The sequence below is a fragment of the Brevibacillus reuszeri genome (assembly GCF_001187725.1).
GTDB classification, from domain to species: domain Bacteria; phylum Bacillota; class Bacilli; order Brevibacillales; family Brevibacillaceae; genus Brevibacillus; species Brevibacillus reuszeri.
The window spans coordinates 1,149,818-1,173,856 of sequence record NZ_LGIQ01000009.1 but is presented as its reverse complement, the minus strand read 5'-3'; the positions used below and the strand labels follow the sequence as shown (position 1 = coordinate 1,173,856).

Annotated in this window: 27 protein-coding genes; 26 read left to right on the top strand and 1 reads right to left on the bottom strand. The window is 47.7% G+C overall.

The annotated features are described in order from the left end of the window. Window positions 1-140: 140 nt before the first annotated feature. From trpE to ADS79_RS19715, 21 genes are all read left to right on the top strand, one after another. Window positions 141-1,655, top strand: coding sequence for an anthranilate synthase component I (gene trpE, locus ADS79_RS19815; RefSeq protein ID WP_049740108.1), 1,515 nt, complete (start codon window positions 141-143; stop codon window positions 1,653-1,655). Further along, window positions 1,649-2,674, top strand: a complete 1,026-nt coding sequence (gene trpD, locus ADS79_RS19810) for an anthranilate phosphoribosyltransferase (RefSeq protein ID WP_049740107.1) — start codon at window positions 1,649-1,651, stop codon at window positions 2,672-2,674. Before trpE ends, trpD begins: the two co-directional genes overlap by 7 nt. Beyond that, window positions 2,664-3,467 (top strand): indole-3-glycerol phosphate synthase TrpC, encoded by an 804-nt coding sequence (trpC, locus tag ADS79_RS19805; RefSeq protein ID WP_049740106.1) that lies wholly within the window; start codon window positions 2,664-2,666, stop codon window positions 3,465-3,467. The genes trpD and trpC overlap by 11 nt, the downstream gene beginning before the upstream one ends. After that, on the top strand, window positions 3,464-4,132 hold the full coding sequence (locus tag ADS79_RS19800) for a phosphoribosylanthranilate isomerase (protein WP_049740105.1): 669 nt from the start codon (window positions 3,464-3,466) through the stop codon (window positions 4,130-4,132). Before trpC ends, ADS79_RS19800 begins: the two co-directional genes overlap by 4 nt. Continuing rightward, window positions 4,095-5,327: a tryptophan synthase subunit beta gene (gene trpB / locus ADS79_RS19795; protein WP_049740104.1), complete on the top strand. Its 1,233-nt coding sequence runs from the start codon at window positions 4,095-4,097 to the stop codon at window positions 5,325-5,327. Before ADS79_RS19800 ends, trpB begins: the two co-directional genes overlap by 38 nt. Next, complete coding sequence (trpA, locus tag ADS79_RS19790; RefSeq protein ID WP_049740103.1) at window positions 5,324-6,142, top strand: tryptophan synthase subunit alpha; 819 nt, start codon at window positions 5,324-5,326, stop codon at window positions 6,140-6,142. Before trpB ends, trpA begins: the two co-directional genes overlap by 4 nt. A 29-nt stretch (window positions 6,143-6,171) precedes the next feature. Beyond that, a complete protein-coding gene (hisC, locus tag ADS79_RS19785; RefSeq protein ID WP_049740102.1) occupies window positions 6,172-7,266 on the top strand; it encodes a histidinol-phosphate transaminase in 1,095 nt (364 codons plus the stop codon). A gap of 69 nt (window positions 7,267-7,335) precedes the next feature. Then, window positions 7,336-8,436: a prephenate dehydrogenase gene (locus tag ADS79_RS19780; RefSeq protein ID WP_049741073.1), complete on the top strand. Its 1,101-nt coding sequence runs from the start codon at window positions 7,336-7,338 to the stop codon at window positions 8,434-8,436. Window positions 8,437-8,514: 78 nt separating this feature from the next. After that, on the top strand, window positions 8,515-9,795 hold the full coding sequence (gene aroA / locus ADS79_RS19775; protein WP_049740101.1) for a 3-phosphoshikimate 1-carboxyvinyltransferase: 1,281 nt from the start codon (window positions 8,515-8,517) through the stop codon (window positions 9,793-9,795). A 280-nt stretch (window positions 9,796-10,075) separates the two neighbouring features. Then, complete coding sequence (locus ADS79_RS19770; RefSeq protein ID WP_049740100.1) at window positions 10,076-11,203, top strand: amidohydrolase family protein; 1,128 nt, start codon at window positions 10,076-10,078, stop codon at window positions 11,201-11,203. A gap of 147 nt (window positions 11,204-11,350) precedes the next feature. Next, window positions 11,351-11,941 carry an RNA polymerase sigma factor gene (locus ADS79_RS19765; protein WP_049740099.1) on the top strand — a complete coding sequence of 197 codons (591 nt, stop codon included), beginning with the start codon at window positions 11,351-11,353 and terminating at the stop codon, window positions 11,939-11,941. Then, entirely contained in the window at window positions 11,938-12,585 is a 648-nt protein-coding gene (locus ADS79_RS19760) for a zf-HC2 domain-containing protein (RefSeq protein ID WP_049740098.1), read from the top strand. The genes ADS79_RS19765 and ADS79_RS19760 overlap by 4 nt, the downstream gene beginning before the upstream one ends. 103 nt (window positions 12,586-12,688) lie before the next feature. Further along, window positions 12,689-13,633, top strand: coding sequence for a tetratricopeptide repeat protein (locus ADS79_RS19755; protein ID WP_049740097.1), 945 nt, complete (start codon window positions 12,689-12,691; stop codon window positions 13,631-13,633). A gap of 119 nt (window positions 13,634-13,752) precedes the next feature. After that, entirely contained in the window at window positions 13,753-14,871 is a 1,119-nt protein-coding gene (locus ADS79_RS19750; RefSeq protein ID WP_049740096.1) for a hypothetical protein, read from the top strand. 9 nt (window positions 14,872-14,880) lie between these two features. Then, window positions 14,881-15,096, top strand: coding sequence for an IDEAL domain-containing protein (locus ADS79_RS19745; protein WP_049740095.1), 216 nt, complete (start codon window positions 14,881-14,883; stop codon window positions 15,094-15,096). A gap of 195 nt (window positions 15,097-15,291) precedes the next feature. After that, window positions 15,292-15,717, top strand: coding sequence for a DUF2487 family protein (locus ADS79_RS19740; RefSeq protein WP_049740094.1), 426 nt, complete (start codon window positions 15,292-15,294; stop codon window positions 15,715-15,717). A 222-nt stretch (window positions 15,718-15,939) separates the two neighbouring features. Further along, entirely contained in the window at window positions 15,940-16,458 is a 519-nt protein-coding gene (locus ADS79_RS19735) for a Rieske (2Fe-2S) protein (RefSeq protein WP_049740093.1), read from the top strand. A 1-nt stretch (window position 16,459) separates the two neighbouring features. After that, the gene (gene qcrB / locus ADS79_RS19730) at window positions 16,460-17,131 is read left to right on the top strand and encodes a menaquinol-cytochrome c reductase cytochrome b subunit (protein ID WP_049740092.1); all 672 of its coding nucleotides are present in this window, start codon (window positions 16,460-16,462) and stop codon (window positions 17,129-17,131) included. Window positions 17,132-17,160: 29 nt separating this feature from the next. Next, window positions 17,161-17,952, top strand: a complete 792-nt coding sequence (locus tag ADS79_RS19725) for a menaquinol-cytochrome c reductase cytochrome b/c subunit (protein ID WP_049740091.1) — start codon at window positions 17,161-17,163, stop codon at window positions 17,950-17,952. A gap of 70 nt (window positions 17,953-18,022) precedes the next feature. Beyond that, a complete protein-coding gene (locus ADS79_RS19720) occupies window positions 18,023-18,622 on the top strand; it encodes a DUF1405 domain-containing protein (RefSeq protein ID WP_049740090.1) in 600 nt (199 codons plus the stop codon). A 48-nt stretch (window positions 18,623-18,670) separates the two neighbouring features. Continuing rightward, the gene (locus tag ADS79_RS19715) at window positions 18,671-19,486 is read left to right on the top strand and encodes a sporulation protein YpjB (RefSeq protein WP_049740089.1); all 816 of its coding nucleotides are present in this window, start codon (window positions 18,671-18,673) and stop codon (window positions 19,484-19,486) included. 82 nt (window positions 19,487-19,568) lie between these two features. Here ADS79_RS19715 and ADS79_RS19710 read toward each other — a convergent pair whose 3' ends face one another. Beyond that, window positions 19,569-20,426, bottom strand: a complete 858-nt coding sequence (locus tag ADS79_RS19710) for a YitT family protein (protein WP_049740088.1) — start codon at window positions 20,424-20,426, stop codon at window positions 19,569-19,571. 221 nt (window positions 20,427-20,647) lie between these two features. Between ADS79_RS19710 and ADS79_RS19705 the strand changes: the two genes are divergently transcribed. From ADS79_RS19705 to bshA, 5 genes are read left to right on the top strand one after another with little or no spacing between them, the layout of a single operon-like run. Continuing rightward, window positions 20,648-20,992: a nucleotide pyrophosphohydrolase gene (locus ADS79_RS19705; protein ID WP_049740087.1), complete on the top strand. Its 345-nt coding sequence runs from the start codon at window positions 20,648-20,650 to the stop codon at window positions 20,990-20,992. Continuing rightward, window positions 20,989-21,741: a 4-hydroxy-tetrahydrodipicolinate reductase gene (dapB, locus tag ADS79_RS19700; RefSeq protein WP_049740086.1), complete on the top strand. Its 753-nt coding sequence runs from the start codon at window positions 20,989-20,991 to the stop codon at window positions 21,739-21,741. Before ADS79_RS19705 ends, dapB begins: the two co-directional genes overlap by 4 nt. Before the next feature lie 48 nt (window positions 21,742-21,789). Continuing rightward, window positions 21,790-22,200 carry a methylglyoxal synthase gene (locus tag ADS79_RS19695; protein ID WP_049740085.1) on the top strand — a complete coding sequence of 137 codons (411 nt, stop codon included), beginning with the start codon at window positions 21,790-21,792 and terminating at the stop codon, window positions 22,198-22,200. Then, entirely contained in the window at window positions 22,197-22,892 is a 696-nt protein-coding gene (gene bshB1, locus ADS79_RS19690; protein ID WP_049740084.1) for a bacillithiol biosynthesis deacetylase BshB1, read from the top strand. The genes ADS79_RS19695 and bshB1 overlap by 4 nt, the downstream gene beginning before the upstream one ends. 19 nt (window positions 22,893-22,911) lie before the next feature. Continuing rightward, the gene (bshA, locus tag ADS79_RS19685) at window positions 22,912-24,027 is read left to right on the top strand and encodes an N-acetyl-alpha-D-glucosaminyl L-malate synthase BshA (RefSeq protein ID WP_049740083.1); all 1,116 of its coding nucleotides are present in this window, start codon (window positions 22,912-22,914) and stop codon (window positions 24,025-24,027) included. Window positions 24,028-24,039 lie beyond the last annotated feature (12 nt).

Here is a 24,039-nt window from a genome sequence, read left to right as displayed (position 1 = left end):
TGGACGCTCCTGCATGTGGACACCTCGATTGAGGTTTTCGTAAATATTTTTCTCCCCCTACCTCTCGCTCTAAAAAGCGGGTAGAGAAAAGGTTAGCTTCAATTCCCTTTTCACTCCCACTAAAAAGGAGATGAGAGTCCATGTATTTCCCCTCCCTGGCCGAAGTGCAGTCCCTTTCGGCATCGTATTCAATGATCCCTGTGAGCATGACCTTGTTGGCTGACCAGGAAACACCTATTCGTCTGTATCAGAAGCTTCGCACGAGTGATTCGTTCCTTTTGGAGAGTGTGGAGGGCGGTGCTCGTTGGGCGCGGTTTTCATTCATCGGCATGAACCCGTTTCAAATTGTGGAAGCAAAAGGGGAAGAAATCGTTGTTTCGAAAAGGAACGGTCAGCGATTTGTCCAAACAGGGAATCCTGTAAACTTTTTGCGCGAAGAAGCGGATCGGTATAAAAGTCCAAAGCTTCCGCGCTTTCCTCGGTTGAGTGGCGGAGCAGTCGGATTTTTCGGTTATAATACCCTGCGTTATTTTGAAAATTTGCCTCCTCATCGGCAAGAAGCAGTGCGTGTACCAGATATGCGGTTCCTGTTCGTAGATGAGATGATTGCATTTGACCATTTGAAACAAGAAATCCAACTCATTGTCAATCTGCATGTTGAGACAGGAGATACAGAAGCTCGGATTGCTGAAAAATACAAACTAGTTTGTGAACGACTTGAGGAGCTAGCTACGAAGGTAACAACTCCCCTGCAGGTCGACAGTCGTATAAAGGTGGCTGCCGAGTCACCTGCACCACTTACAGTCGAACCAAACATGAGTCGAGAGCAGTATGAGCGAATGGTGGAGCAGGCAAAGGAATACATTGCGGCTGGCGATATTTTTCAAGTCGTGCTTTCACAGCGCTTCTCGGTGAAAACAGATGTAGATCCATTTGCTGTCTACCGCTTGCTTCGTACACTGAATCCTTCCCCGTACATGTACTACCTGGAGTATGAAGGCGAAACCGTTGTCGGTACATCTCCAGAGCTTTTGGTACGTGTAGAGGATGAAAAGGTCGAGATGCGGCCTATAGCGGGTACACGCAAGCGCGGTGCAACTCCACAGGAGGATGCAGAGCTCGCAGCCGATTTGCTCGCGGACAACAAGGAACGGGCAGAGCATTACATGCTGCTCGATCTCGGACGCAATGATGTCGGCAAGGTTTCCTCCTATGGCAGTGTAAAAGTAGAAGAGGCTTTGGTCATTGAAAACTACTCCCACGTCATGCACATGGTGTCACATGTGACAGGAAAGCTGCGGGAAGGACTCCATGCCTTTGATGCACTCCTGTCAGCATTTCCGGCGGGCACGGTATCCGGTTCTCCGAAGCTGAGAGCGATGGAGATCATTGCCGAGCTGGAGCCAGATGCAAGGCACCTGTACGCAGGAGCGATTGGCTATATTTCGTTTGACGGTTCACTGGATAGCTGCATTACTATCCGAACCCTGTTCTTCCAGGATGGTTATGCTCATGTGCAAGCGGGCGCGGGTATCGTGGCAGACTCTGTTCCCGCAAGCGAATACCAGGAGACCATCAATAAAGCAGCAGCGATGATATCTGCTTTGGAAAAGGCGGAGCAGCTATTCGCGCGGAAGGAGGAATTGCCATGCTAACCCATGCATTGGACCAAATTCTAAAAGGAACTCATTTAAACAGAGCTGTCGCAGAACAGGCAATGGGCGAGATCATGGATGGAAAGGCAACTCCTGCACAGATCGGTGCGTTTCTGGCTAGTCTGCGCCTAAAGGGAGAGCAGGTAGAAGAGATCATCGGCTTTGCACGTGCCATGAGAGAACGTGCGACTCGTTTTCCTGTCGATCTGCCTGGGTTAGTCGATACATGCGGAACAGGTGGAGACGGCAGCAACACGTTTAATATTTCAACCGCGAGTGCAATTGTCGCAGCCAGTGACGGAGTGAGGATCGCCAAGCACGGAAACCGGGCTGTATCGAGTAAAAGTGGGAGCGCGGACGTTTTGGAAGCATTGGGCGTGCCCGTTAATCTATCGCCAGAGGATGCGGCGGATTGTCTTCGCGTTACGAATCTGTGCTTTCTATTCGCACCTTTATACCACCAAGCGATGAAGCATGCTGCAGGACCGCGCAAGGAATTGGCTGTTCGGACTGTTTTCAATCTTTTGGGTCCTCTGACAAATCCGGCAGGCGCCACGCATCAGTTGATGGGGGTTTATGACAGACAGCTTCTTCCTACGGTAGCTGCTGTTCTCCGAGAGTTAGAGGTGAACCGAGCACTGGTTGTAGCGGGCTCTGACGGTCTAGATGAATTGACTGTGACGGGAATCAGTCATATCGCCGAGCTACGGGATGGAGAGATCTACACCTATGAGGTAGATCCCGAGGAGTTTGGATTACGTCGTCATGAAAAAGAGGCTCTGCGCGGCGGCGATGCGAGTGAAAATGCGGCGATTATTCATGATGTTTTTGCGGGAAAACGCGGAGCAGCACGAGATATCGTCCTGCTTAATGCCGGAGCGATCCTGTATTTATCTGATCGTGTCAGCACGATTGGAGAGGGTGTCATTCGGGCAGCTGAACTGATTGATGACGGGCTCGTATTGCGCAAGCTGGAGCAGATCCGTCAAATAGCAGGAGGTATGATTCATGCTTCGTAAAATCGCCCAGAAAAAACATGAGGAGATCAGTCGTCTAAAGGCTGCAACGACCGTAGCTGCTCTCTTGTCTGATACAAAATCTGTATCCGCTCCGAAAGGCTTTCGACGAGCGCTGGAAACAAGTACTCGACCAGTCAGCGTGATTGCTGAAGTGAAGAAAGCCTCGCCATCAAAAGGCTTGATTCGACCAGACTTCGATCCGATTGCTATCGCCAAAGCGTACGAAGCTGCGAAAGCGGAATGCATTTCTGTTTTGACTGATGAAACCTTTTTCCAAGGCAGCCTGTCCTATCTGCGCGGTATTCATGAAGCGATCGATCGCCCGTTGCTGCGAAAAGATTTTCTCATTGACGAGATCCAGGTGGTGGAGGCACGTGCTGCAGGTGCAGACTGCATTCTGTTAATCGCAGCAATTCTCGAGCCCGCCCAGCTGCGCCATCTCGCGCAAACAGCGGAAGAGCTGGGGATGGATGTACTGATCGAGGTACATGACAGACGGGAATGCGAGATGGTGTTTCAAGCAGGCGAGCCTAAGCTGCTCGGCATCAACAATCGGAACCTCCATACCTTCCAAACAGATCTGGCTGTAACACATGAGGTCATCGCTGATATACCCAAATCGATAACCGTGGTAAGCGAAAGTGGAATCTCCGTACCTGCTGATATTGAAAATGTCAGGTTGGCAGGCGCACGGGCGGTGTTGGTCGGAGAACACTTCATGCGTCAGGCGAATGTAGAGCAGGCTGTACTCTCCCTGGTTGGAGAGGCAACTGCCTCGGGGGTGAACAAATGACCAAGCTCAAAATATGCGGGATTAAACGAACAGAAACCTTGACGCTTCTAAAAGAGCTGGAGGTCGATTATGTCGGTTTCGTCTTTGCACCTAGCAAGCGTCAGATAGATGCAGCGACAGCGAAAGCTTTGCTCGAATCTGTAGCGGGTCATCCACCAGCAGTAGGCGTGTTTGTGAACCCGAGCATGGAGGAGCTGTCGGAAATACTCCGAGAGGTGCCACTTGCGGTTATTCAGCTGCACGGACAGGAAACCCCTTCCTTTTGCCAGGAGGTCCAGGAACGTTTTTCCTTGCCTGTTTGGAAAGCTCTTGCAGTAGGGGGAGAGGCAGATGCAGCAATGGAAATCAAGCGATACACCGGAAAGGTAGCTGCCTTTCTGTTCGATACGTACGATCCGAGTATGGCAGGAGGTACCGGAAAGCGTTTTTCATGGGAGCAGGTTCCGTTGCTTCAGGAAAATTGCGGCGAAGCGGCTTGCGTAATCGCAGGCGGAATCAATCCGGAAAATGTAGCAGAGCTCGTGAACCGTTACCCTGCACAGATGATTGATGTATCCAGTGGAGTGGAGACAGACGGTGAGAAAGATGCCTTGAAAATAAAAGCATTGGTGGAAAGGGTGAAAGCGAATGAACACGCAGCAAACAACGACACGTGTCGTGCCTGATGAAAATGGTCGCTTTGGACAGTTCGGAGGAAAGTTTGTCCCTGAAACATTGATGAATGCGGTAGCAGCATTGGAGCAAGCATTTGAAGACGCCCGCCGTGACCCTGCGTTTGTACAGGAGCTAAACGAGCTGCTGAGCGAGTATGCGGGACGTCCAACACCTCTGACTTATGCAGAGCGATTGACAGAAGCACTTGGAGGGGCTCGAATCTACCTCAAGCGTGAGGATCTTAACCATACAGGCGCCCACAAATTGAACAATGCTCTTGGTCAAGCCTTGCTTGCGAAGCGTATGGGGAAAAAATCGATTATTGCCGAAACGGGTGCGGGGCAGCATGGGGTAGCCAGCGCGACTGTGGCAGCCAAGCTGGGACTTTCCTGCAAAGTGTTTATGGGCGAGGAAGATATTCGCCGTCAGTCGCTGAACGTGTTTCGGATGAAGCTGCTTGGAGCAGAGGTGATTCCGGCAGTATCCGGCTCTCGCACACTAAAGGATGCAACGAACGAAGCAATTCGTCACTGGGTCACTCATGTGGAGGAAACCTTTTATGTGATTGGTTCGGTAGTCGGACCTCATCCCTATCCATACATTGTGCGTGAATTTCAAAAGATCATTGGAGAAGAAACGCGCAGTCAAATCTTGCAGATGCTAGGCAGACTCCCAGACGAGGTAGTGGCTTGCGTAGGAGGCGGCAGTAATGCAATCGGGATGTTTTATCCGTTTATTCAGGACAAGACGGTTGCTTTGCGCGGAGTAGAGGCTGCCGGACACGGCGTAGATACTGCAAAGCATGCGGCAACACTTAGCCTGGGACGCCCGGGTGTGATTCATGGTTCGCTTACTTACTTGCTGCAGGATGAGCATGGACAGGTTCAGGAAGCACACTCTATTTCAGCTGGACTCGATTATCCGGGAGTAGGGCCAGAGCATTCTTATTTAAAAGACACGGGTAGAGTTGCCTACACATCTGTAACGGATCAGGAGGCATTGGACGCAGTACAGCTGTTATGTCGTACCGAAGGCATCATCCCGGCGCTGGAGAGTGCCCATGCTATTGCAGAAGCTGTCAAGCGTGCACCGCAAATGTCCAGTGAGCAGATTCTCGTTATTTGCTTGTCAGGACGTGGAGACAAAGATGTGTTGACCATTCAGGAAGCTTTGGAAGAGCGCATCGAAGGGGGGAACCAATCATGACCGTAGCAACAAATCGAATTGACCGCTTGTTTGAGGATCGCAGTCGCAAACGTTTCATTCCGTTTATTACGGTTGGTGACCCGACAATCGAAGCTACTTTTCAAATTGTGACTGCGATGGTTGAAGCGGGAGCCGATGTCATCGAGCTTGGCGTACCGTATTCGGACCCGCTGGCAGATGGTCCGACGATTCAACGAGCGTCACAACGTGCCTTGGAAAATCGTGTGTCGATCTCAGATGCATTGAAGCTGGTAGCACGCCTCCGGGAAACAGGAGTTGAGGCATCACTCGTTTTGTTCTCCTACGTGAATCCAGTGTTTCAATACGGGATCGAGCGCTTTTTTGCAGATTTGGCGGCGCATGGAGCGGATGGTGTCGTCATCCCGGATTTACCGATCGAGGAAAATGGCCCGGCTGTGGAAGCGGCAAAGAAATACGGCATTCATGTTATTTCGTTAGTTGCACCTACTTCAGAGTCGCGCATCAAAAAAATTGGCGAGCAAGCAACTGGATTTTTGTATTGTGTATCCTCACTTGGTGTGACCGGAGCACGAACAGACTTGCGTGACGATCTAGCGGAATTTCTGCAAAAAGTGAAATCGTCCACCAATGCGCCAACCGCAGTTGGATTCGGCATTTCTACCCCAGAACAAGTACGGGCTGTAGCGCCTCATACGGATGGTGTTATCGTTGGGAGCGCGATTGTGCAAGAGATCGAGCGCTATAACGAGCAATTGAAAGACCCCGAATTGATGCCAGAGGCAGTTGGAAAAATAAAAACCTTTGTACATCAGTTAGCGAGTGCGCTACAATAATGGGAAAAATGTGACTGGAGTGAACGTGGATGCAACCGAAGCAACGCATACTCAATGCCCCGGTATATCAGCCTGGGAAACCCATTGATGACGTTAAGCGCGAATATGGTTTAACAGAAGTGATTAAGCTGGCGTCCAACGAAAATCCTTATGGCTCTTCACCAAAGGCAAAGGCAGCTATCGTCGAGCAATTGGACAATCTGGCACTTTATCCAGACGGCGCAAGCCTGAATTTGCGCTGGGACCTAGCTGATTTTCTCAAAGTAAAGCCGGGCCAGTTGATTTTTGGGAACGGTTCTGACGAAAATCTGTTGATGATTTCTCGCGCTTTCTTGAATGAGGGCACAAATACGGTAATGGCATCGCAGACGTTCTCGCAATATCGCTCCAATGCGATCATCGAAGGCGCGGAGCTGATCGAAGTTCCGTTGAAAGATGGCGTTCATGATCTGGAAGCGATGGCGGCAGCCATCAATGAGCAGACACGCGTTGTGTGGGTATGTAACCCGAACAATCCGTCTGGTACGATCGTTACAACTTCCGAGCTGGAAGCATTCCTGAAAAAAGTGCCAAAAAACGTGCTAGTTGTTTTGGATGAGGCATACTACGAATATGTTGTGGACCCCGAGTATCCACAAACGATTCCAATGCTTGCTGAGTATCCGAACCTGATCATATTGCGTACCTTCTCCAAAATCTATGGTCTTGCAACGCTGCGTATCGGTTACGGAGTTGCATCTGAGGAGCTCGTTTCTCAACTGGAACACGTTCGCGAGCCATTCAACACTGGCGCACTCGGACAAGTCGCAGCCCGTGCTGCACTGCAAGACCAGGAGTTCGTCACTAGCTGCCGTGAGCGCAACAGAGAAGGCGTGAAGCAATTCACGGATCGTTTTGATGAGTGGGGACTGTCGTATTATCCTACTCAAACAAACTTTATCCTGGTTGACCTGAAACAGGATTCAGATGCCGTGTTCAAGAAGCTGCTGAGCCAAGGGATCATCGTTCGCTCCGGTAACGCACTTGGCTTCCCGGGCTACCAACGGATTACGGTAGGTACGAAGGAACAAAATGAAAAGATCCTGACCGTACTTCAAGAAATTGTGGCTGGCGCATTGAAATAACCCGAAGAATGCCGGGCATCTGTCCCGGCATTTTTGTCTACGCAGACGAAGGAAGGATAGAAAGTGGAGATGAAAAAGACCACCATTGCCGTAATCGGTGTCGGATTGATAGGCGGTTCGATTGCTTTGTCGATGCGACGTGATCCAAATATTCGGGTCGTCGGTTACGATGTACGTCAAGATTGTTTAGATAAAGCATTGACCCTGGGAGTCATCCATGCAGGAACGACAGATTTGCAAACGGCGGTCAGAGAAGCGAATGTGATTTTTCTTGCTTCACCGGTCGAACAAATTTTTGCGACACTGCATTTGCTGACTGAGCTGGATTTGCAGGAAGATGTGATTGTTACCGATGTAGGAAGTACCAAGTCGAATATCGTTGCCCAAGCTTTGGAGGTTATACCCGAGCATGTGACTTTTATCGGCGGGCATCCAATGGCAGGCTCCCATAAATCTGGAGTGGAAGCCGCTTCTGACAGATTGATGGAAAATGCGTACTACGTGCTGACGCCTGCTCCAGGAACTTCCAAAGAAAAAATCGAACGGCTGACAGAAATGCTTTCACTAACACGGGCAAAAGTCGTACACATGGACGCCAACACACATGATCAGGTTGTAGGTGCAGTTAGCCACTTCCCGCATGTACTGGCATCTGCTCTCGTAAATCTGGTGGCGGGCTACGATGACGAAAATGCGTGGCATGCCAGACTGGCTGCGGGCGGCTTCCGAGACATCACAAGAATTGCATCCAGTAATCCGCGGATGTGGCGTGATGTGCTGCTGCAAAATCGCGACCATATTTTGAAGATCGCAAATGACTGGGCGAGTGCGCTGCAAAATGTAGTTACTCTCGTGGAGAAGGGTGACCCGGACGGTATTGAGCACTTTTTCAAGACAGCGCGTGATTTTCGTGATGGGCTGCCTGAGCGTAAAGCAGGTGCACTGCCACCATTAAATGATTTGTACATTGACATCCCTGACCATCCTGGGGAAATCGGCAGAATTACCACTCTATTGGGAGCGAGACAAATCAATATTACGAACCTGCAAATCAGGGAGACTCGCGAGGATATCTACGGGGCTTTGCGAATTACGTTCCAATCCCAAGAGGAATTGGAAAAAGGCGAAGAATTACTGCGTTATTTCGATTACAATGTATACAAGCGATAAACGCTTTGTTGTGCCCGCGTACTTTACAACGAAGACGCTTCACAGCATGACTAGAAAGAGGAAAAGGGGAGTGGAATTGTGCTTCGCGTAAGACAAGCCCAAAAAATAGAAGGAACGATCTGTGTTCCTGGAGATAAATCAATCTCACACCGCGCGGTTATGTTTGGCGCACTTGCCAACGGGACGACAACGATTGAAGGCTTTCTTCCTGGGGCGGATTGCCTGAGCACCATCAGTTGCTTCCGTAGCATGGGAATTGCAATCGAACAACAAGACGACAAAGTAACGGTACAAGGAAAAGGCTGGTATGGATTACAGGAGCCCTCTGAGCATCTTGAGGTAGGGAATTCGGGCACGACGATCCGCCTGATGGCAGGGATCATGTCGACACAGCCTTTCCACGTTGTGATGGAGGGGGATGAATCGATCGCAAAGCGCCCGATGCGTCGTGTAATCGGTCCCCTTCGTCAAATGGGAGCCAAAATTGATGGACGCAAAGATGGCGAGTTCACCCCGCTGTCGATTAGAGGTGGCGACTTGCAAGCAATCACGTACCAATCTCCGGTTGCAAGTGCCCAGGTGAAATCAGCGATTTTGCTGGCTGGTTTGCAAGCAAAAGGAGTAACCAGTGTCACTGAGCCACACTTGTCCCGTGACCATACAGAACGCATGCTTCAAGCCTTTGGTGTGCAGGTGCTGCGCGATGGCTTGACGGTTTCGGTAGAAGGCGGCCAAGAGCTCCAGGGTCGTGCGATCTCGGTGCCAGGCGATATTTCTTCGGCAGCATTTCTGATCGCGGCAGTGATGGTTGTGCCAGGAAGCTCTCTCTTGATTGAGAACGTCGGAATCAATCCGAGCCGTACAGGAATTATTGATGTGGTCAAAGCGATGGGAGGAAGTCTTGAACTGCTTAATGAGCGCATCGTGAACGAAGAGCCTGTGGCAGATCTATTGGTCACACATTCCGAGCTGCATGGAATTGAAATCGCTGGAGATCTCATCCCGAGACTCATTGATGAGATTCCGGTGATTGCTGTAATGGCTTCCCAGGCAAAAGGAAAGACCGTTATCCGAGATGCCGAGGAGCTGAAAGTGAAGGAGACGGATCGCATCGCAACTGTCGTTAGCCAATTGTCCAAGTTTGGTGCAAAAGTAACACCAACGGACGATGGCATGATCATCGAGGGCCAGACGCCTCTGACAGCGGCTACGATCGATAGTCACGGTGACCACAGAATTGGCATGGCTATGGCAATCGCTGGTCTGGCGGCTTCAGGTGAAACCGTTGTAGAAAATGATGAAGCGATCGATGTATCGTTCCCAGGCTTCGGTCAACTGCTTGAAAAGGTCAGCAAGTAAGAAGAGAGAACCCGCAAAATGTTTGCGGGTTTTTTCACATAGTAAAGGATTCTTTTTTTAGCAAAAATGATTTGACAAGCGCTTACATTCCGTTTAATATAAAAATACAGTATGGTTTCTCTCCACTCCTATCCAATATAATAAAGCACAAATGTGCTACCGTCGTTTGAATGCGCTTACAATCAACGGCGGTCTTTTTTTTTGTACTTTTTTCCTATCTCGTGCATAAGCTCGTACTAATCGTAGATCTCGATTGGAGTGATCGAGAGGAGGACGAGCTATGTCACAGCAAGGATTGGTAATTCGCGGCGGGTCGATTGTTACTTCGCAAGGGATAAAACAAGCAGATGTCTGGATATCGCAAGGTAAAATCATAAGGATAGCCAAAGATGTCTTATCCAAGACATGGCAATCACAAACAGCTTCTTTTACAGAAGTAGATGCAAATGATATGTATCTTTTGCCTGGATTATTGTTGCTCTCTGATCAATCATTGTATAAAATTCGTGAGATGCAGCCTTACATAGATGCGATCCGAAACATGGTTCGTTTAGGATGTACAAGCCTTGTCGATGTCTTTAATCTGGATCGCTGGATGAGTACTTCTCAGATGAATTATCAGCAAACTCAGCATTACAACAGCTTGATTGATTATGGCTGGCATATTGGTATAAAGGCTTCGGATCTACGAAATCAGGATGTGGCCAAATGGGGAAAGAGAGGGTATACTGCGATTCATATCACGATTCGCAGCCCAGAAGAAATTTCCAGCCTAAATTGGGAAACGATTTCGGGAGTTCATACGTCTTATAAGACGATCTTTCATTTACACATACCGCCAGAAGCATCTGTGAAAAAAGATCGCCGGGATCAAATCCTTCAAAAATGGATAGATGTCACCAGGTATTGGAAAATACGAACTGTGCTTCCTGATCCCACATTCCTTTTTGACACCAAGCAGTATGATCCTTTTTATCACGTTTTTTGGCTGAGCAAGGACTGGACAGATCAAGCACTGCGGCATATGTCTCGTCATTGGTACGAAATGTGGCCAGTGGCAGCGCCTCTGCACGAGGTTCAGTTCGATTATCGCAGGAGATGGTGTACACCTGAAGAAATGCTCTGTTTATTGGTTCGACTCACTTCGACGAATGTAGCCAAAGTCTTGGGTTTATATCCGCGAAAAGGATGCTTGACACTGGGAGCAGATGCGGATATTGTCTTCCTGAAAAAGGAAAACTGGTTGACAAAGCATGATCTTTCCACTATTCTCAATTTTAGTGAAATATTTTTTCCAACTTCTGTTATGTCGAACGGTAAGTGGATATATCGAAACGGCGAATTTTTCTCTACGATTGGGATGGGCAGGTGCATTCGCGACCTTAAGCCTTACACATATGTTATTTAACCCCAGCATTGGGGGTTTTTTCGTGAAGGATTCATGGAAAATATCGAGAAAAAGAATGGTACATTAGCGCAACTTTTTACATCCCCGGCAGTCTAATGTTACGAAGGCTGCTGAGGGATCGGAATCGCTAAGGAGGTAATCCTGGTCATGACCGATTCCCAGCTTATCCGAGAGATTAAAGAAGGTAATCTGGAATGCTATGCTGAACTGATTCGTCGATACGAAAAAAAGATCCTCTCCTTTGTTACACATTTATTGCGTCAGGCACATTTAGAGCACATCGCTGAGGATATCTGTCAGGAGACGTTTTACAAGGCGTATAAAAGCATTCATTCTTTCCGAGATGTAGAAGCCACTTTTTCAACCTGGCTCTATACGATTGCACGCAACTCGGTACTCAGTGAATTGCGCAAGAGTCGCAATTCTGATGTCTATTTAGACGACACACTTCAGGTTCCTATGGCATCCCCGAAAAACTTGCCCGAGCAGGTTTTATTACGCAATGAACGGGAGAGCATGGTAAGACTGGCGATTAACAGCTTGCCAGAAAAACAACGCTCAGCCTTGATCCTGAGAGAGTACGAACAGATGGATTACACAGAGATTGCCACCATTTTGGATTTAACGGTGAGCTCAGTGAAATCTTTGCTGTTTCGAGCGCGGCAGAGTATTAGAGGTCAGTTGGAAACCTACATCCTGGACCCTCATTTGGATGAAGCTGAAGGGATGAATCGATGATGAAATGTGAAGAAGTTCAGGAAATTCTGCCTGAATACGCCGATAAACTATTGCCGGAGATGACTCAACGCCGTGTTGACCATCATATGGCAACATGTTATGCCTGTCGTGCCGATTACGAAATGTGGACGGACAGCGGGGAGTGGATGGAGACGCATAAGGAAGAGTATCACTCGGTGACTCCTTCTCGCTCGATCGTGGACGCTGTAATGGCCCGGATTTTATCTGAAGAGAAGTGGGCTATTCCGATTGGGCGTAAAATATTTAGCGTAACAGCCAGAATGAGACGTATTGGTGCAAGTGTTGCTGTTCTTTTGTTAATGCTGTTTACGTTTACCTTGTACGTCAATACGAGTACAACTGACCAAGCGAACTCCCTGGTTATCAATGGGGAAGTTATGGCGATGAATACACCGAAAGCACAGGTGATTTCCTCGTCTATCCAATCAGATGATGGTACATACGTAGTAGAGGCGACCCCTCTTTCGAAAGAGGACACGCTTGTCAATGCTACTGCCTCCATCATGGCGCTTGAGGGCAAACCGAGCACTACCGAGTTGCCAAAGCCCAATTATAGTATTATGCTAAGTGTTTTCGGTATTTTGATAACCGTTTTAACTATGAGCTGGCTAACGCGAGCATAATGGTATATGATCAAGAGTAAAGAAAAAGACCGTCTACGGACGGTCTTTTGTGGCTCTTCATTAGGGGAGCTGCAGCTGCAATCATACATATGAGGTGAATGAAATGCCGAAAAAGTGGCTCTATGTCATAGATGAAGCAATCAAACGGATTGAAAACGATGAGGTTGAATTAGGCCTCACAGCTTTGCAAAAAGTACAGGAGCACGGAAAAGACTTGCCGGAGGTCATGATGTATTTGGCAGAAGTCTGGTATCGTCTGGGGCATTTGGACGATGCGGTGAGCTTGTTAACCGACGTCATGGAAAAGAATCCACAGATGGAACCGTCCCTGCGTCGTGAATGCCAGCTGCTCCTTGCTGAGATTGCGCTGGATTCCAGTGATTTCGAAACAGCACAGCATATCTTATATGAATGCAAGGAATCAGGCTTTGAAAGCATTCAGCTGGATTTGCTTTTGGCCGATTTGTACGCTTTGCAGGACCTGGATGAGGTAGCTGTGAAGTATCTGGAGCAGGCGCGTCAAAAAGAGCCTGATAATCAAGATATTATGGCAGCACTAGGGAACCTGTATTTCCGTATCGGGGAAGATGACAAAGCAATGGAGATGCTGGAGATGGCAGGAGCAGAAAGCCTGGACCTGCTGCTAACGAAGGGTCGTTCCCTTGCGCAAAACGGACAATTTGAGCAAGCCTATCAAGTGTTCCGCCAGGCGCTTGTTCTCGATCAATCCCCGGAGGTCCTCTTTGGCAGCGCCATGATGGCGTTTCATGTAGGACGTTTAGATGAAGCAGTGGAGCTGGTGAAAAATTTGCAAGCGATTGATGAGGAATACGTGGCAGCGTATCCTTTGTCCGCTGATATCTATCTTTCCATGGGGAAAACAAAAGAAGCGATTGATTCATTGAAGCAGTACGTGTCCTTATCCGGATTCGATCTGGATCAAATTCGCAGACTGATTGCGCTCCTTACTCAGTCTGGGCGTTATGACGAAGCCAAGGAATATCAGCAATTGCATGACCAGTGGAACGAGGAAAGCGAAGAAGAGTAAATAACTTCATCCGATAATCAAACAAACAGGAAGTCACTCAGGTGGCTTCCTGTTTATTTTTCCGCTTTTTGGTAAGAATGAGGGATACAAGAAAGCCATCGTAAAGAAGGGATGCACAGATGAACTTGGCTGAGATCTTGGTGTATACCGATATCCGGCAGCTCCATCAGATTGCCAACCATTATGGATGCGAATGCAACCCTCATTCAAAAAATGATCTGATCACGTCACTTTTGTCCAGCTTGAGACACAGGGTGACAATCTCAAAAGAAGTCGAGCAACTAACAAACGAAGAAACGCATTTTATGCTGCTTTTGTTCCTGGACAAGCGTACGATCATGTCCCTGGAGGATTTACTCGCAAAAGCCGGAGTGGCACTGGAGAATCAAAAGGAAAAGAAACAAGAACAAGCAAGGCGGTACATCGCGCAAGCCATGCGGAGAGGCTGGTTCTTTCCGGTGAAAAGCAAAGCAGTAGGTCAGTATCAGATCCCGTTAGATATTCGCGAGCCGTATTTGCAGGCATGGCTTGAGAAGTGGAGGGAAAAAAACGCACTGGTGCTCCAAAGTCCAGATGCTTATCGCGATGAAGGTACAGCCCTATGTGATGACATCATGCAATTTTTACGCTTCCTCTCGCAGGAGCCCATTCCGCTGACCGCTGAAGGTGGGATGTACAAGCGTTATCAACAGCAGCTTTTCCAATTCCTCCATGTCAAAGAAGAACCACTTTTGCCTCAGAAATGGCGATTCGGTTACGGCCTGCATTTTGATCTGTATCCTGACCGATTTTCTCTGTTGTATGATTTCTGCTATTTCCATAAATGGATTGAGGAAAGAGAGGGCAGAGTGGCGATCACAGATGCAGGGGTTGAATGCCTGGAGCTACAATATAGTGATCAGCTCTACCACGACTTTATCCGTTTTTGGATGAGATTGTACAAAAGAGCAATCCCCAACCTGCCGATGCTGGTTCAACTTATTCCATTGATTGCATCAGGGGGCTGGGTAAGCCAGCAAGCTTTGCACGAGACACTGCAAGCTTGGATAAAGGAGTTTTACTACGATTCACCCACTGATATTTTGATCAACCGCGTGTGTAAGATGATGGTGCACCTGGGACTGCTCCGAGTAGGCCAAGACGATCAACAGCAGTGGTTGTACACAGCCACCTACGCGAGTCAGAATTGGCTTCACAAATATAATGGTTTTACTGAAACGACTATTTTATTGAAGTGAGGGATGGGCATGGAGTGGCCAAATTTCTATTCAAACGCGTACGGAACGAACAATCAGATGGTATCTGGATTATTGTCTGAGATGGTCATCGATGAACAGATGAGACAATATCGGAAAAGGGTGCTGTACCAAGAAATAGATGAAGCGTTGGCCGTGAAAAACAAGGAATTGTTTTTGCAGCTTACAGACGAATTAAAAGTGATTATGGCTTACGAAAAAGTGTAATCGTAAGAAAACCCCTATCGAGGTTATCTCAAGGAGGAGCGACCGCGTTTTAGCGGAAGGTTTCCATGCGCTCCAGAATTCATAAGCGGCGCGCTTATAAATTCTTATACGTCAAAAAAAGGGCTGTATTGCTTGTTTCCTCGGATTCATGGTACGCTTGTTTCCAGAATCTACAGGTGAAGAGGAGACGACCTTATGCAGTGGAATATGAACGAATTTGAAAACTGGGAGGAGTTGCGGACCTATGTAGATACCGCGCTGCTCCCTCTTTATTTGTATCGCTCCGGTTTTTCGGTCGACGAGCATGTATTGCGGATGAACTATTTATTGAATGTTGCAGCGGCAATTGAGCAGAAGCTAAAAGGGAGAATATTGCTTTTTCCCATCAGCTATCAATTTGTTGATGAGCAGCCTGCGCAAAAACTCCCCGAGTCTTTTTGCTTCCATATATTGCTGCATTTTCGCGGAGATCGCATCCGGCTTGCAGAAGGGATGGAGAATGGGGTCCTGATCTTGCCGGTAGGGGACGAAGATCTTGATTCTGCTATTCGTTTTGAAGTGACAGTAGATGTCTTATATAAGGAAGTCATTCGACTTTGGCAGCAAAAGCGTGATCAATAGAGAAAGCGTTTTCTGGTAATACTATAGAAAACCAGCAGGTACAAGTTGCTATTTTTGACAAAATGGCAACAATCACATCACTATAAGGGATTGGGGTAAGACATGTCTACTGGACATTCTTGACAACTAATTAGGCGTTAGCTATGATTGGGATTGACCTAGTGTATATGTGTGAAAACGCCATCGTTGCGCTATTTTTCAGGATAAGGAGGGAAAAAAGAGATGGGAGACAAACGCGAAATTTCCAGACGTACTTTTTTAAACTACGCACTGATGGGAACTGGCGGGTTCCTTGCTGCGGGAATGATTACCCCAATGATTCGATTTGCGGTTGACCCACTTCTGCAGGGACATGCAGGTGGAGATTCAGTAGCTGTTGGCAGTCCGGACGAGTTTAGTGCCGAGCCAAAGCGCGTTGAATTTAAGGTCCATACCAAGGACGGTTGGTATGAATCCGAATCCACTTTGTCTGCATGGGTAACCAAGAATGATAAGGGTGAAATTCTTGCTCTGTCCCCGATCTGTAAGCATTTAGGGTGTACAGTTGACTGGAATACCAGTCCAGAACATCCAAATGAATATTTCTGTCCGTGCCACATGGGCCGTTACTCAGTTAACGGTGAACACATCTTGGGAACGCCACCAACTGCATCCCTTGATGAGTACGAGGCAGAAGTAAAAGACGGAAAATTGTATTTGGGTAAAGTAAAAGCAAATCCTCGTCCGGGGGTGAACGGCTAAAATGTTGCAAAAAATGTATGATTGGGTCGATGAGCGCTTGAACATCACTCCGATGTGGCGTGACTTGGCCGACCACGAAGTACCTGAGCACGTGAACCCGGCACATCATTTTTCTGCTTTCGTTTACTGCTTTGGTGGACTAACGTTCTTTATTACCGTTATTCAAATCTTGTCTGGCATGTTCTTGACGATGTACTACGTTCCAGACATCATCAATGCTTATGAATCCGTTAAATACTTGCAAAACGAAGTAGCCTTCGGGGTAATCGTTCGCGGTATGCATCACTGGGGCGCGAGCTTGGTCATCGTTATGATGTTCCTACATACGTTACGTGTTTTCTTCACAGGTGCATACAAAAAACCTCGTGAGTTGAACTGGGTAGTCGGCATGCTGATCTTCTTTGTCATGCTGGGTCTTGGTTTCACAGGATACCTGCTGCCATGGGATAACACCGCTTACTTTGCGACCAAGGTAGGTTTGGAGATCGCAAACTCCGTACCGCTCATCGGTCCATACGTAAAAATGTTGCTCACTGGTGGGGATATCGTAGGGGCACAAACACTGTCTCGCTTCTTCGCGATTCACGTGTTCTTCCTGCCAGGCGCACTTCTCGGTCTGTTGGGAGCTCACTTTGTGATGATCCGTTCGCAAGGTATCTCGGGTCCACTATAATCGGTCTTCGATAAAAAGGAGGAAATAGCATGGCAAAACTAGATAAAGATGCTACCTTCGTCGGAGATTCCCGAGTATCGGCGAAGCGTATCCCTAACATTTCTCCATCCTACTCCGACTTCCCAGGAAAAAATGAGCCGTTTTGGCCAAACTTCCTGTTGAAAGAGTGGATGGTGGCAGCAGTTTGCTTGGTCGGATTCCTCATTTTGACGGTTTCCCATCCGTCACCATTGACCGACAAAGCAAACCCGAACGATACATCTTTCGTTCCGTTGCCTGACTGGTACTTCCTGTTCCTGTACCAAATGCTGAAATATCCTTGGGCTGCTGGTGATTGGGTAGTCCTCGGTACAATCATTATCCCTGGTATTGCTTTCGGTGGTTTGATGCTGGCTCCTTGGTTGGATACTAGCAAAGATCGTCGTCCTAGCAAACGTCCTGTAGCAACTGGTTTGATGCTGACCGCTCTTGTAGGCGTTTTCTATCTGACTTGGGCAGCTGACCATGAGCATTCCGCAAACCATTCGGCTAACAAAGGTGGAGCAGCAGGTGGTGGAGGGTCCAGCGCGGGAGCTCCTGCACCAGCTGACACCAGCTTTACAGCAGATGCTTTGTGGAAAGCTCAGACAAGCTGCATGGGTTGCCACGGAAAAAACATGGAGGGTGGCATGGGTCCTAACCTCCAAAAAATCGGCGCACAATTAGATGCAACTCAGATTGCTGAAATCATCAAAAATGGTAGAGGTGCAATGCCTGCCGGTATGATCAAAGATGATGCAGAAATCGCAAAGCTGGCTGATTACATGGCGAGCTTGAAATAAGCTAGTGAAGAAAAAGCTGACGAATGGTCAGCTTTTTCTTTAGCGGCGTACACAGCGGGAGACGATAATCATGATCTGGATATGGGAGTGGTTTAGGCATTCATTGGGGAAAAGATGGTTTCTTTGGACACTGCTTGTTGTAAACCTGTTAGGGACCATATACGGATTTATCTGGTATGGGCCACAATTGGCGGAAACACCAGTGTACCTGCGTCCTTTCGTCCCGGACAGCCCAACAGGTAGCGGTCTTTTTACGTTGGTACTCCTTACCTATTTGTTGGGTCGCCACATTCCTGTACTGGAAGCCCTAGCTGGCATCACCAATTTTAAATACGGTGTCTGGGCAGTCGGCATCATTTTGGCTGGCTGGATGATGGGTAATGAAGTGCGCTCTACGGACGTAATGTTGATTATCTCTCATACAGGTATGGCTGTAGAATCTGTCCTGTATGCACGCTTTTACAAACTGAGTATCTTGCCTGTAGGTATAGCCGCTCTGTGGACACTCAACAACGACTTTTTGGATTACGTCATGAAAATCCATCCGTGGTTGCCGAGTGTGCTTGATCCTTATGATGGGATTGTGGGTCTGTTCACGGTGCTGCTGAGTTTGATTTCCATATCCGTCATTTGGTTGGTAAATATGAAGTATACGACAAACAAGGTCTAATCTTGTCCTCCTTTCCATACGCTTTAAAAGGGAAGGAGGTTTTTTGCGTTGAAGAAAAACATCCGATTTTTATTGTTTTTCCTCATGATTGGTCTATTTTTATCGTGGCCCATCCACAATCTTTATTCCAAGCTGGATCAACCGATAGAGGAGAAACAGCTGGCTGCACTGGATCAAATTGCACATGAGCTGCTTACATTCGCAAAGAAAGGTGATCTGGAGGGGGCACAGCAGAGAATTGTCGAGTTGGCTGATAGATTCCCGAATCAACACTTGCCTGTACCCATTCGAATTGAAAGCCTCAATGCTGTCACGCAGTCCATTTTGGCTGCCAAAAAAAGCTTTGCATCGACAAACGTGAGTGAACAACAGCTGCTCTGGCATGCGACACAAGTCCGTGTGGCAATTGATGCGCTTACGCATATTCAACAGCCGATGTGGCGTAGCTATTATCCTTCCCTCGCCAATCAAGTGCAAAATCTGCAGCAATCGGCAGTGGAAAGAAACTTTTTTCAATTTCGTGAGCAGTTTGATGAAAACTATCGCTTGTTCTTGGCAATCAAACCGGCAATGAGTATTCAGCTTCCAGAAGAACAGATGGTTTCTTTGGCGAATGCCTATGATGTGATTTATAAAGAAATGAGAAACACGAAAATGGATTGGCAGGTTGTACGGGAAGCCTTGCGCGATCTGAACGGATCGATGCAAATAGCTTTTGTGGGGGCAGAGGAGAGTACATTTGCCAGACTCATGATGCGCCCGGATTCGCCTATGGTCATGGTTCTGTCTGTGGCAATAGCACTGTTGATCGCTTTGTCATACGTTGCCTGGAAGAAGTACGATGGAGAGATTCGATCTGCTTGAAAAGGAACAAAATGGATAAAAACCTTGCCATGAATCAGCGGCAAGGTTTTTTGGTGTTTTAAACGATAGTCATGATGAAAAATTACTGATGAATCGGCTTTTTATTTTCATCCAGCGTGAAGCCTTCTCCGAGTACCTCGTGCACGTCGTTTACGATCACAAAGGCATGGGGATCGATTTCCTGAACGATATTTTTAAAGCGCATCACTTCGTTGCGGCTAACGACAACATAAATTACTTTTTTGTCTTCACCAGAATAGGCACCTTTACCAGCGAGAAGGGTCACACCGCGCCCCAAATCAAGAATTTGTGCAGAAATGCTTTCCGCGTGATTGGAGATGATCGTCAAAGCTTTGCCTGCATACGCACCATCCTGCAAGAAGTCAATCACGCGAGCGGCAATAAAGACAACAACGAGCGTATACATTGCACTTTCCAGATTGAGATAAAACAGAGAGGCACCAATAACCAGGATGTCACCTAAGAATAGCGTCCGTCCCATGCTGACACCCATATACTTTTGCAGCAGACGGGCAATGATGTCGACACCACCAGTCGTACCCCCATAACGAAAAATGATTCCGAGACCTACACCGACAGCAACACCTGCGTATAAAGAAGCGAGTAGCCGATCTTGCATCGGGAGGGGGAGTACACCATCAAAGACAGAGAGGAAAACGGATAGCGAGACGGTTCCTAAAATCGTGTAAAAAAACGAGGTTCTTCCAAGAATCTTCCAACCGAGAAAAAATAACGGTATGTTCAGAGCGAAAAAGACGACACCCTGATCCACAGCGGGAAACAACAGCTTGATCAAAATGCTGATACCTGTGATTCCACCTTCGGCCAAGTGATTCGGGATGTTGAAGGCATTGATTCCGAACCCCATAATGGCAGAACCGATAATGATGGCGATGATGCTTTTCATACGATGATTCATAATGTCCTCCTGTTCGCCAATCGAAGCCAAAATGGATCCGATCGACATGAGATGCAGGTAATTCAAAGGTCACACAACGGGTCACACGAATGCCATTATATAGGAACAAATCTTGAATTGTCCATATGTTGGAAGGCTCAGTACTTCAGATTTGGCAAACGCAGCCTTTTCGGGTACGATAGGTGAAAGAGAGAAGTAAGAGAAGGAAAAGGAGTGACCCGATGGAACGGCAAAAGACCATACAGGAGATGCAACAGGAAGTAGATCAGTACATATCGCAATTCAAGGAAGGCTATTTTTCTCCGCTTGCTATGCTCGCGAGGATGACAGAAGAAGTAGGCGAGCTAGCGAGGGAGATTAACCATTTTTACGGTGAAAAGCCTAAGAAAAAGGACGAGGGCGAAAAAACAGTCGAGGAAGAGCTGGGAGATGTACTCTTCATTGTGATCTGTTTTGCGAATTCCCTCGGGATTGATCTGCAAGAGGCCTTTGATCGTATTATGCACAAATTTAACACACGCGATAAAGATCGCTGGACGAGAATAGAGGAGAACGAAACAGAATGAGTAATCAAATTCGTGTAGCGGTAGCGGGGGCAAATGGCCGAATGGGCCAAGAAGTCGTGAAAATGCTGGGCACAGATGCCGAGCTCGTATTCACCGGAAATTTGGATACACGGGTGGACGATGCAGGAGTAATCGCGCAACTCGAAGAAATGAAACCGGATGTACTCGTCGATTTCACCACCCCGCACAGTGTGTATCGTCATATGGAGCTTTGCCTTGCTCATGGAGTTAGACCTGTAGTAGGAACAACTGGGCTGACACCGGAGCAGCTGCAAGAAATGACCAGTCGCTATAAAGAAGCGGGTTTGGGCGGAATCATTGCACCAAACTTTGCAATCGGTGCGATCCTGTGTATGAAATTTTCCGCTATGGCTGCAAAATATATGCCTCATGTTGAAATTATTGAGCTGCATCATGATCGCAAGCTGGATGCACCAAGTGGAACTGCACTGAAGACGGCAGAAATGATTGCAGCGGTTCGGGAAGAGATGAAGCAGGGACATCCTGAAGAAGTAGAAACGATTCCGGGGGCACGTGGTGCTGATTACGAAGGATTCCGTATTCATAGTGTTCGCTTGCCGGGTATGGTTGCTCACCAGGAAGTGCTTTTTGGTGCGACTGGCCAAACGTTGTCCATCAGACACGATTCGATTAACCGTGAGTCATTCATGCCAGGTGTAAATATGGCGATCAAAGCAGTAATGAATATGAACGGTCTCATCTACGGTCTGGAACATTTGATTGATTAAACGTTCGTTTAAATGCATTCTCTAGTGAAGAATAGGGGAGAGGTTTGCGTGAAAATTGCTTTAATAGCCCACGATCGAATGAAGGAAGAGATTGTCCAACTGGCTATGGCCTACGAAAACATCTTGGCAGAGCACGACTTGTACGCAACAGGCACTACCGGATCACGAATCATGGCAGCTACTTCACTACAGCTCACCCGTTTTCTGTCTGGACCTCTCGGAGGGGACCAACAAATCGGAGCGATGATAGCACGTAATGAGATGGATTTGATTATTTTCTTGCGTGATCCCCTTACTTCTCAGCCACACGAACCAGATATCATTGCATTGATTCGTCTCTGTGATGTTCATAAGATACCGGTTGCGACCAATTTAGGCTCAGCCGAGATTATGCTGAAAGCATTGGAGCGTGGGGAATTAGACTGGCGCGAAGTGGTCCATAAGGAGAAGGAATCATGAGTTCACTCGATATCCTTGCAATCGGAGCCCATCCCGACGATGTCGAAATTGGAGCAGCTGGCAGTCTTATTTTGGCTGCCAAGCAAGGGCAACGCGTAGGAATTCTGGATTTGACCTATGCCGAGCTGTCATCTAATGGGAATGTAGAACGTAGACAGCAAGAGGCACAAGCTGCAGATAAGCTTATGGGTATAACGGAGCGGTTCAATTTTGGGTTGCCAGATCGTGGATTGGAACAGGTGCGTGAAGATGCGATTAGTCGTGTTGCTTGGCTCATTCGGCAAACACGCCCGAAAATGGTTCTGGCTCCATACTTTTCCGATCGTCATCCCGATCATGAAAGTGTCAGTCGGATTGTTCGTGAGGCTGTCTTTAATGCAGGCATCCGCAAATATCAATCGGATTCTTCTGTGGAGGCATATCGACCAAAGCAGCTTCTTTACTATTTTATTAATTCAACGGTGACTCCTCAAATGGTCGTCGACGTAACGCCCATTTACCCGGAAAAAATGGAAGTACTTCGCTGTTATCGCAGCCAATTTGAGCTGGAAGAGGGCAGTGTGCAGACCCCACTCACGAATGGATATTTAGAAATGGTGGAGTATCGCGAACGTTTATTTGGTCAGCAAGCAGGTGTAGCTCTCGCAGAAGGCTTTGTGAGTGCAGCTCCATACGTTTTGACCACCCTGTAAGAAGGAGTGACATCCAGACATGAACATCGGCATTACTTGCTACCCCTCATTAGGTGGGTCCGGCGTTGTGGCGACTGAATTGGGGAAATTATTGGCAGAACGGGGCCACCAGGTGCATTTTATTACTGGCGGAATGCCGTTTCGTTTGGGTGCCTTTCACCCGAATATTTTTTATCATGAAGTCGAAGTGAACAACTACGATGTATTTAAATATCCACCCTATGACTTGACCTTGGCAAATAGGATGGCACAAGTCGCGAAAAACGAAAAACTGGATTTATTGCATGTGCATTATGCAGTCCCGCATGCGTTATGTGCATTTTTGGCGAAGCAAATGGTAGGCGACCATCTCAAGATTGTGACGACACTCCACGGAACGGATATAACCGTTTTGGGTTATGATTCTAATCTCAGCGATATGATCCGATTTGGAATCGAGCGAAGCGATATGGTGACGGCAGTTTCCAAGGATTTGATCGACCAAACCAATGAACTGCTGCATGTGGAAAAAGAGATCGTTCCTATCTACAATTTTGTGGATAAACGGCGCTATTATCCAAAAGAGGTTAGCGAGCTGAAAAAAGTGTTCGCTCCGAACGGCGAAAAAATTCTAATGCACATCTCCAACTTCCGTCCTGTAAAAAGAGTACCGGATGTTATTGATATTTTTTCGAAGGTCCAAGAAGAAATGCCAGCCAGACTGATCCTGATTGGAGAAGGACCGGAAATGGGCGCTGTGAGAAAGATGATTGCCGAGCGAGGATTGACCGATGATGTATGCTTCCTGGGAAAACAAGAGGACGTGGCCGAAGTTCTCTCCATGGCAGATCTGATGCTTTTACCCTCAGAGAAAGAAAGCTTCGGCCTTGTTGCCTTAGAAGCGATGGCATGTGGTGTTCCTGTTGTGGCGACAGTGGCAGGGGGATTGCCAGAGGTTGTGATCGACGGTGTCTGCGGTTTCTTGCGCCCGATTGGTGACGTGGAAGGAATGGCTCAGGCGGCTATTCAATTGTTAAAAAATGATGAGTTATATCAGACATTTTCCAAGAACAGTATTGAGCGTTCTTGCACGACGTTTTGTCACGAAAGAATCGCTTCCCAGTACGAAGCGCTTTATGAGCAAATGCTTAGTTAGTTACCTTTCACG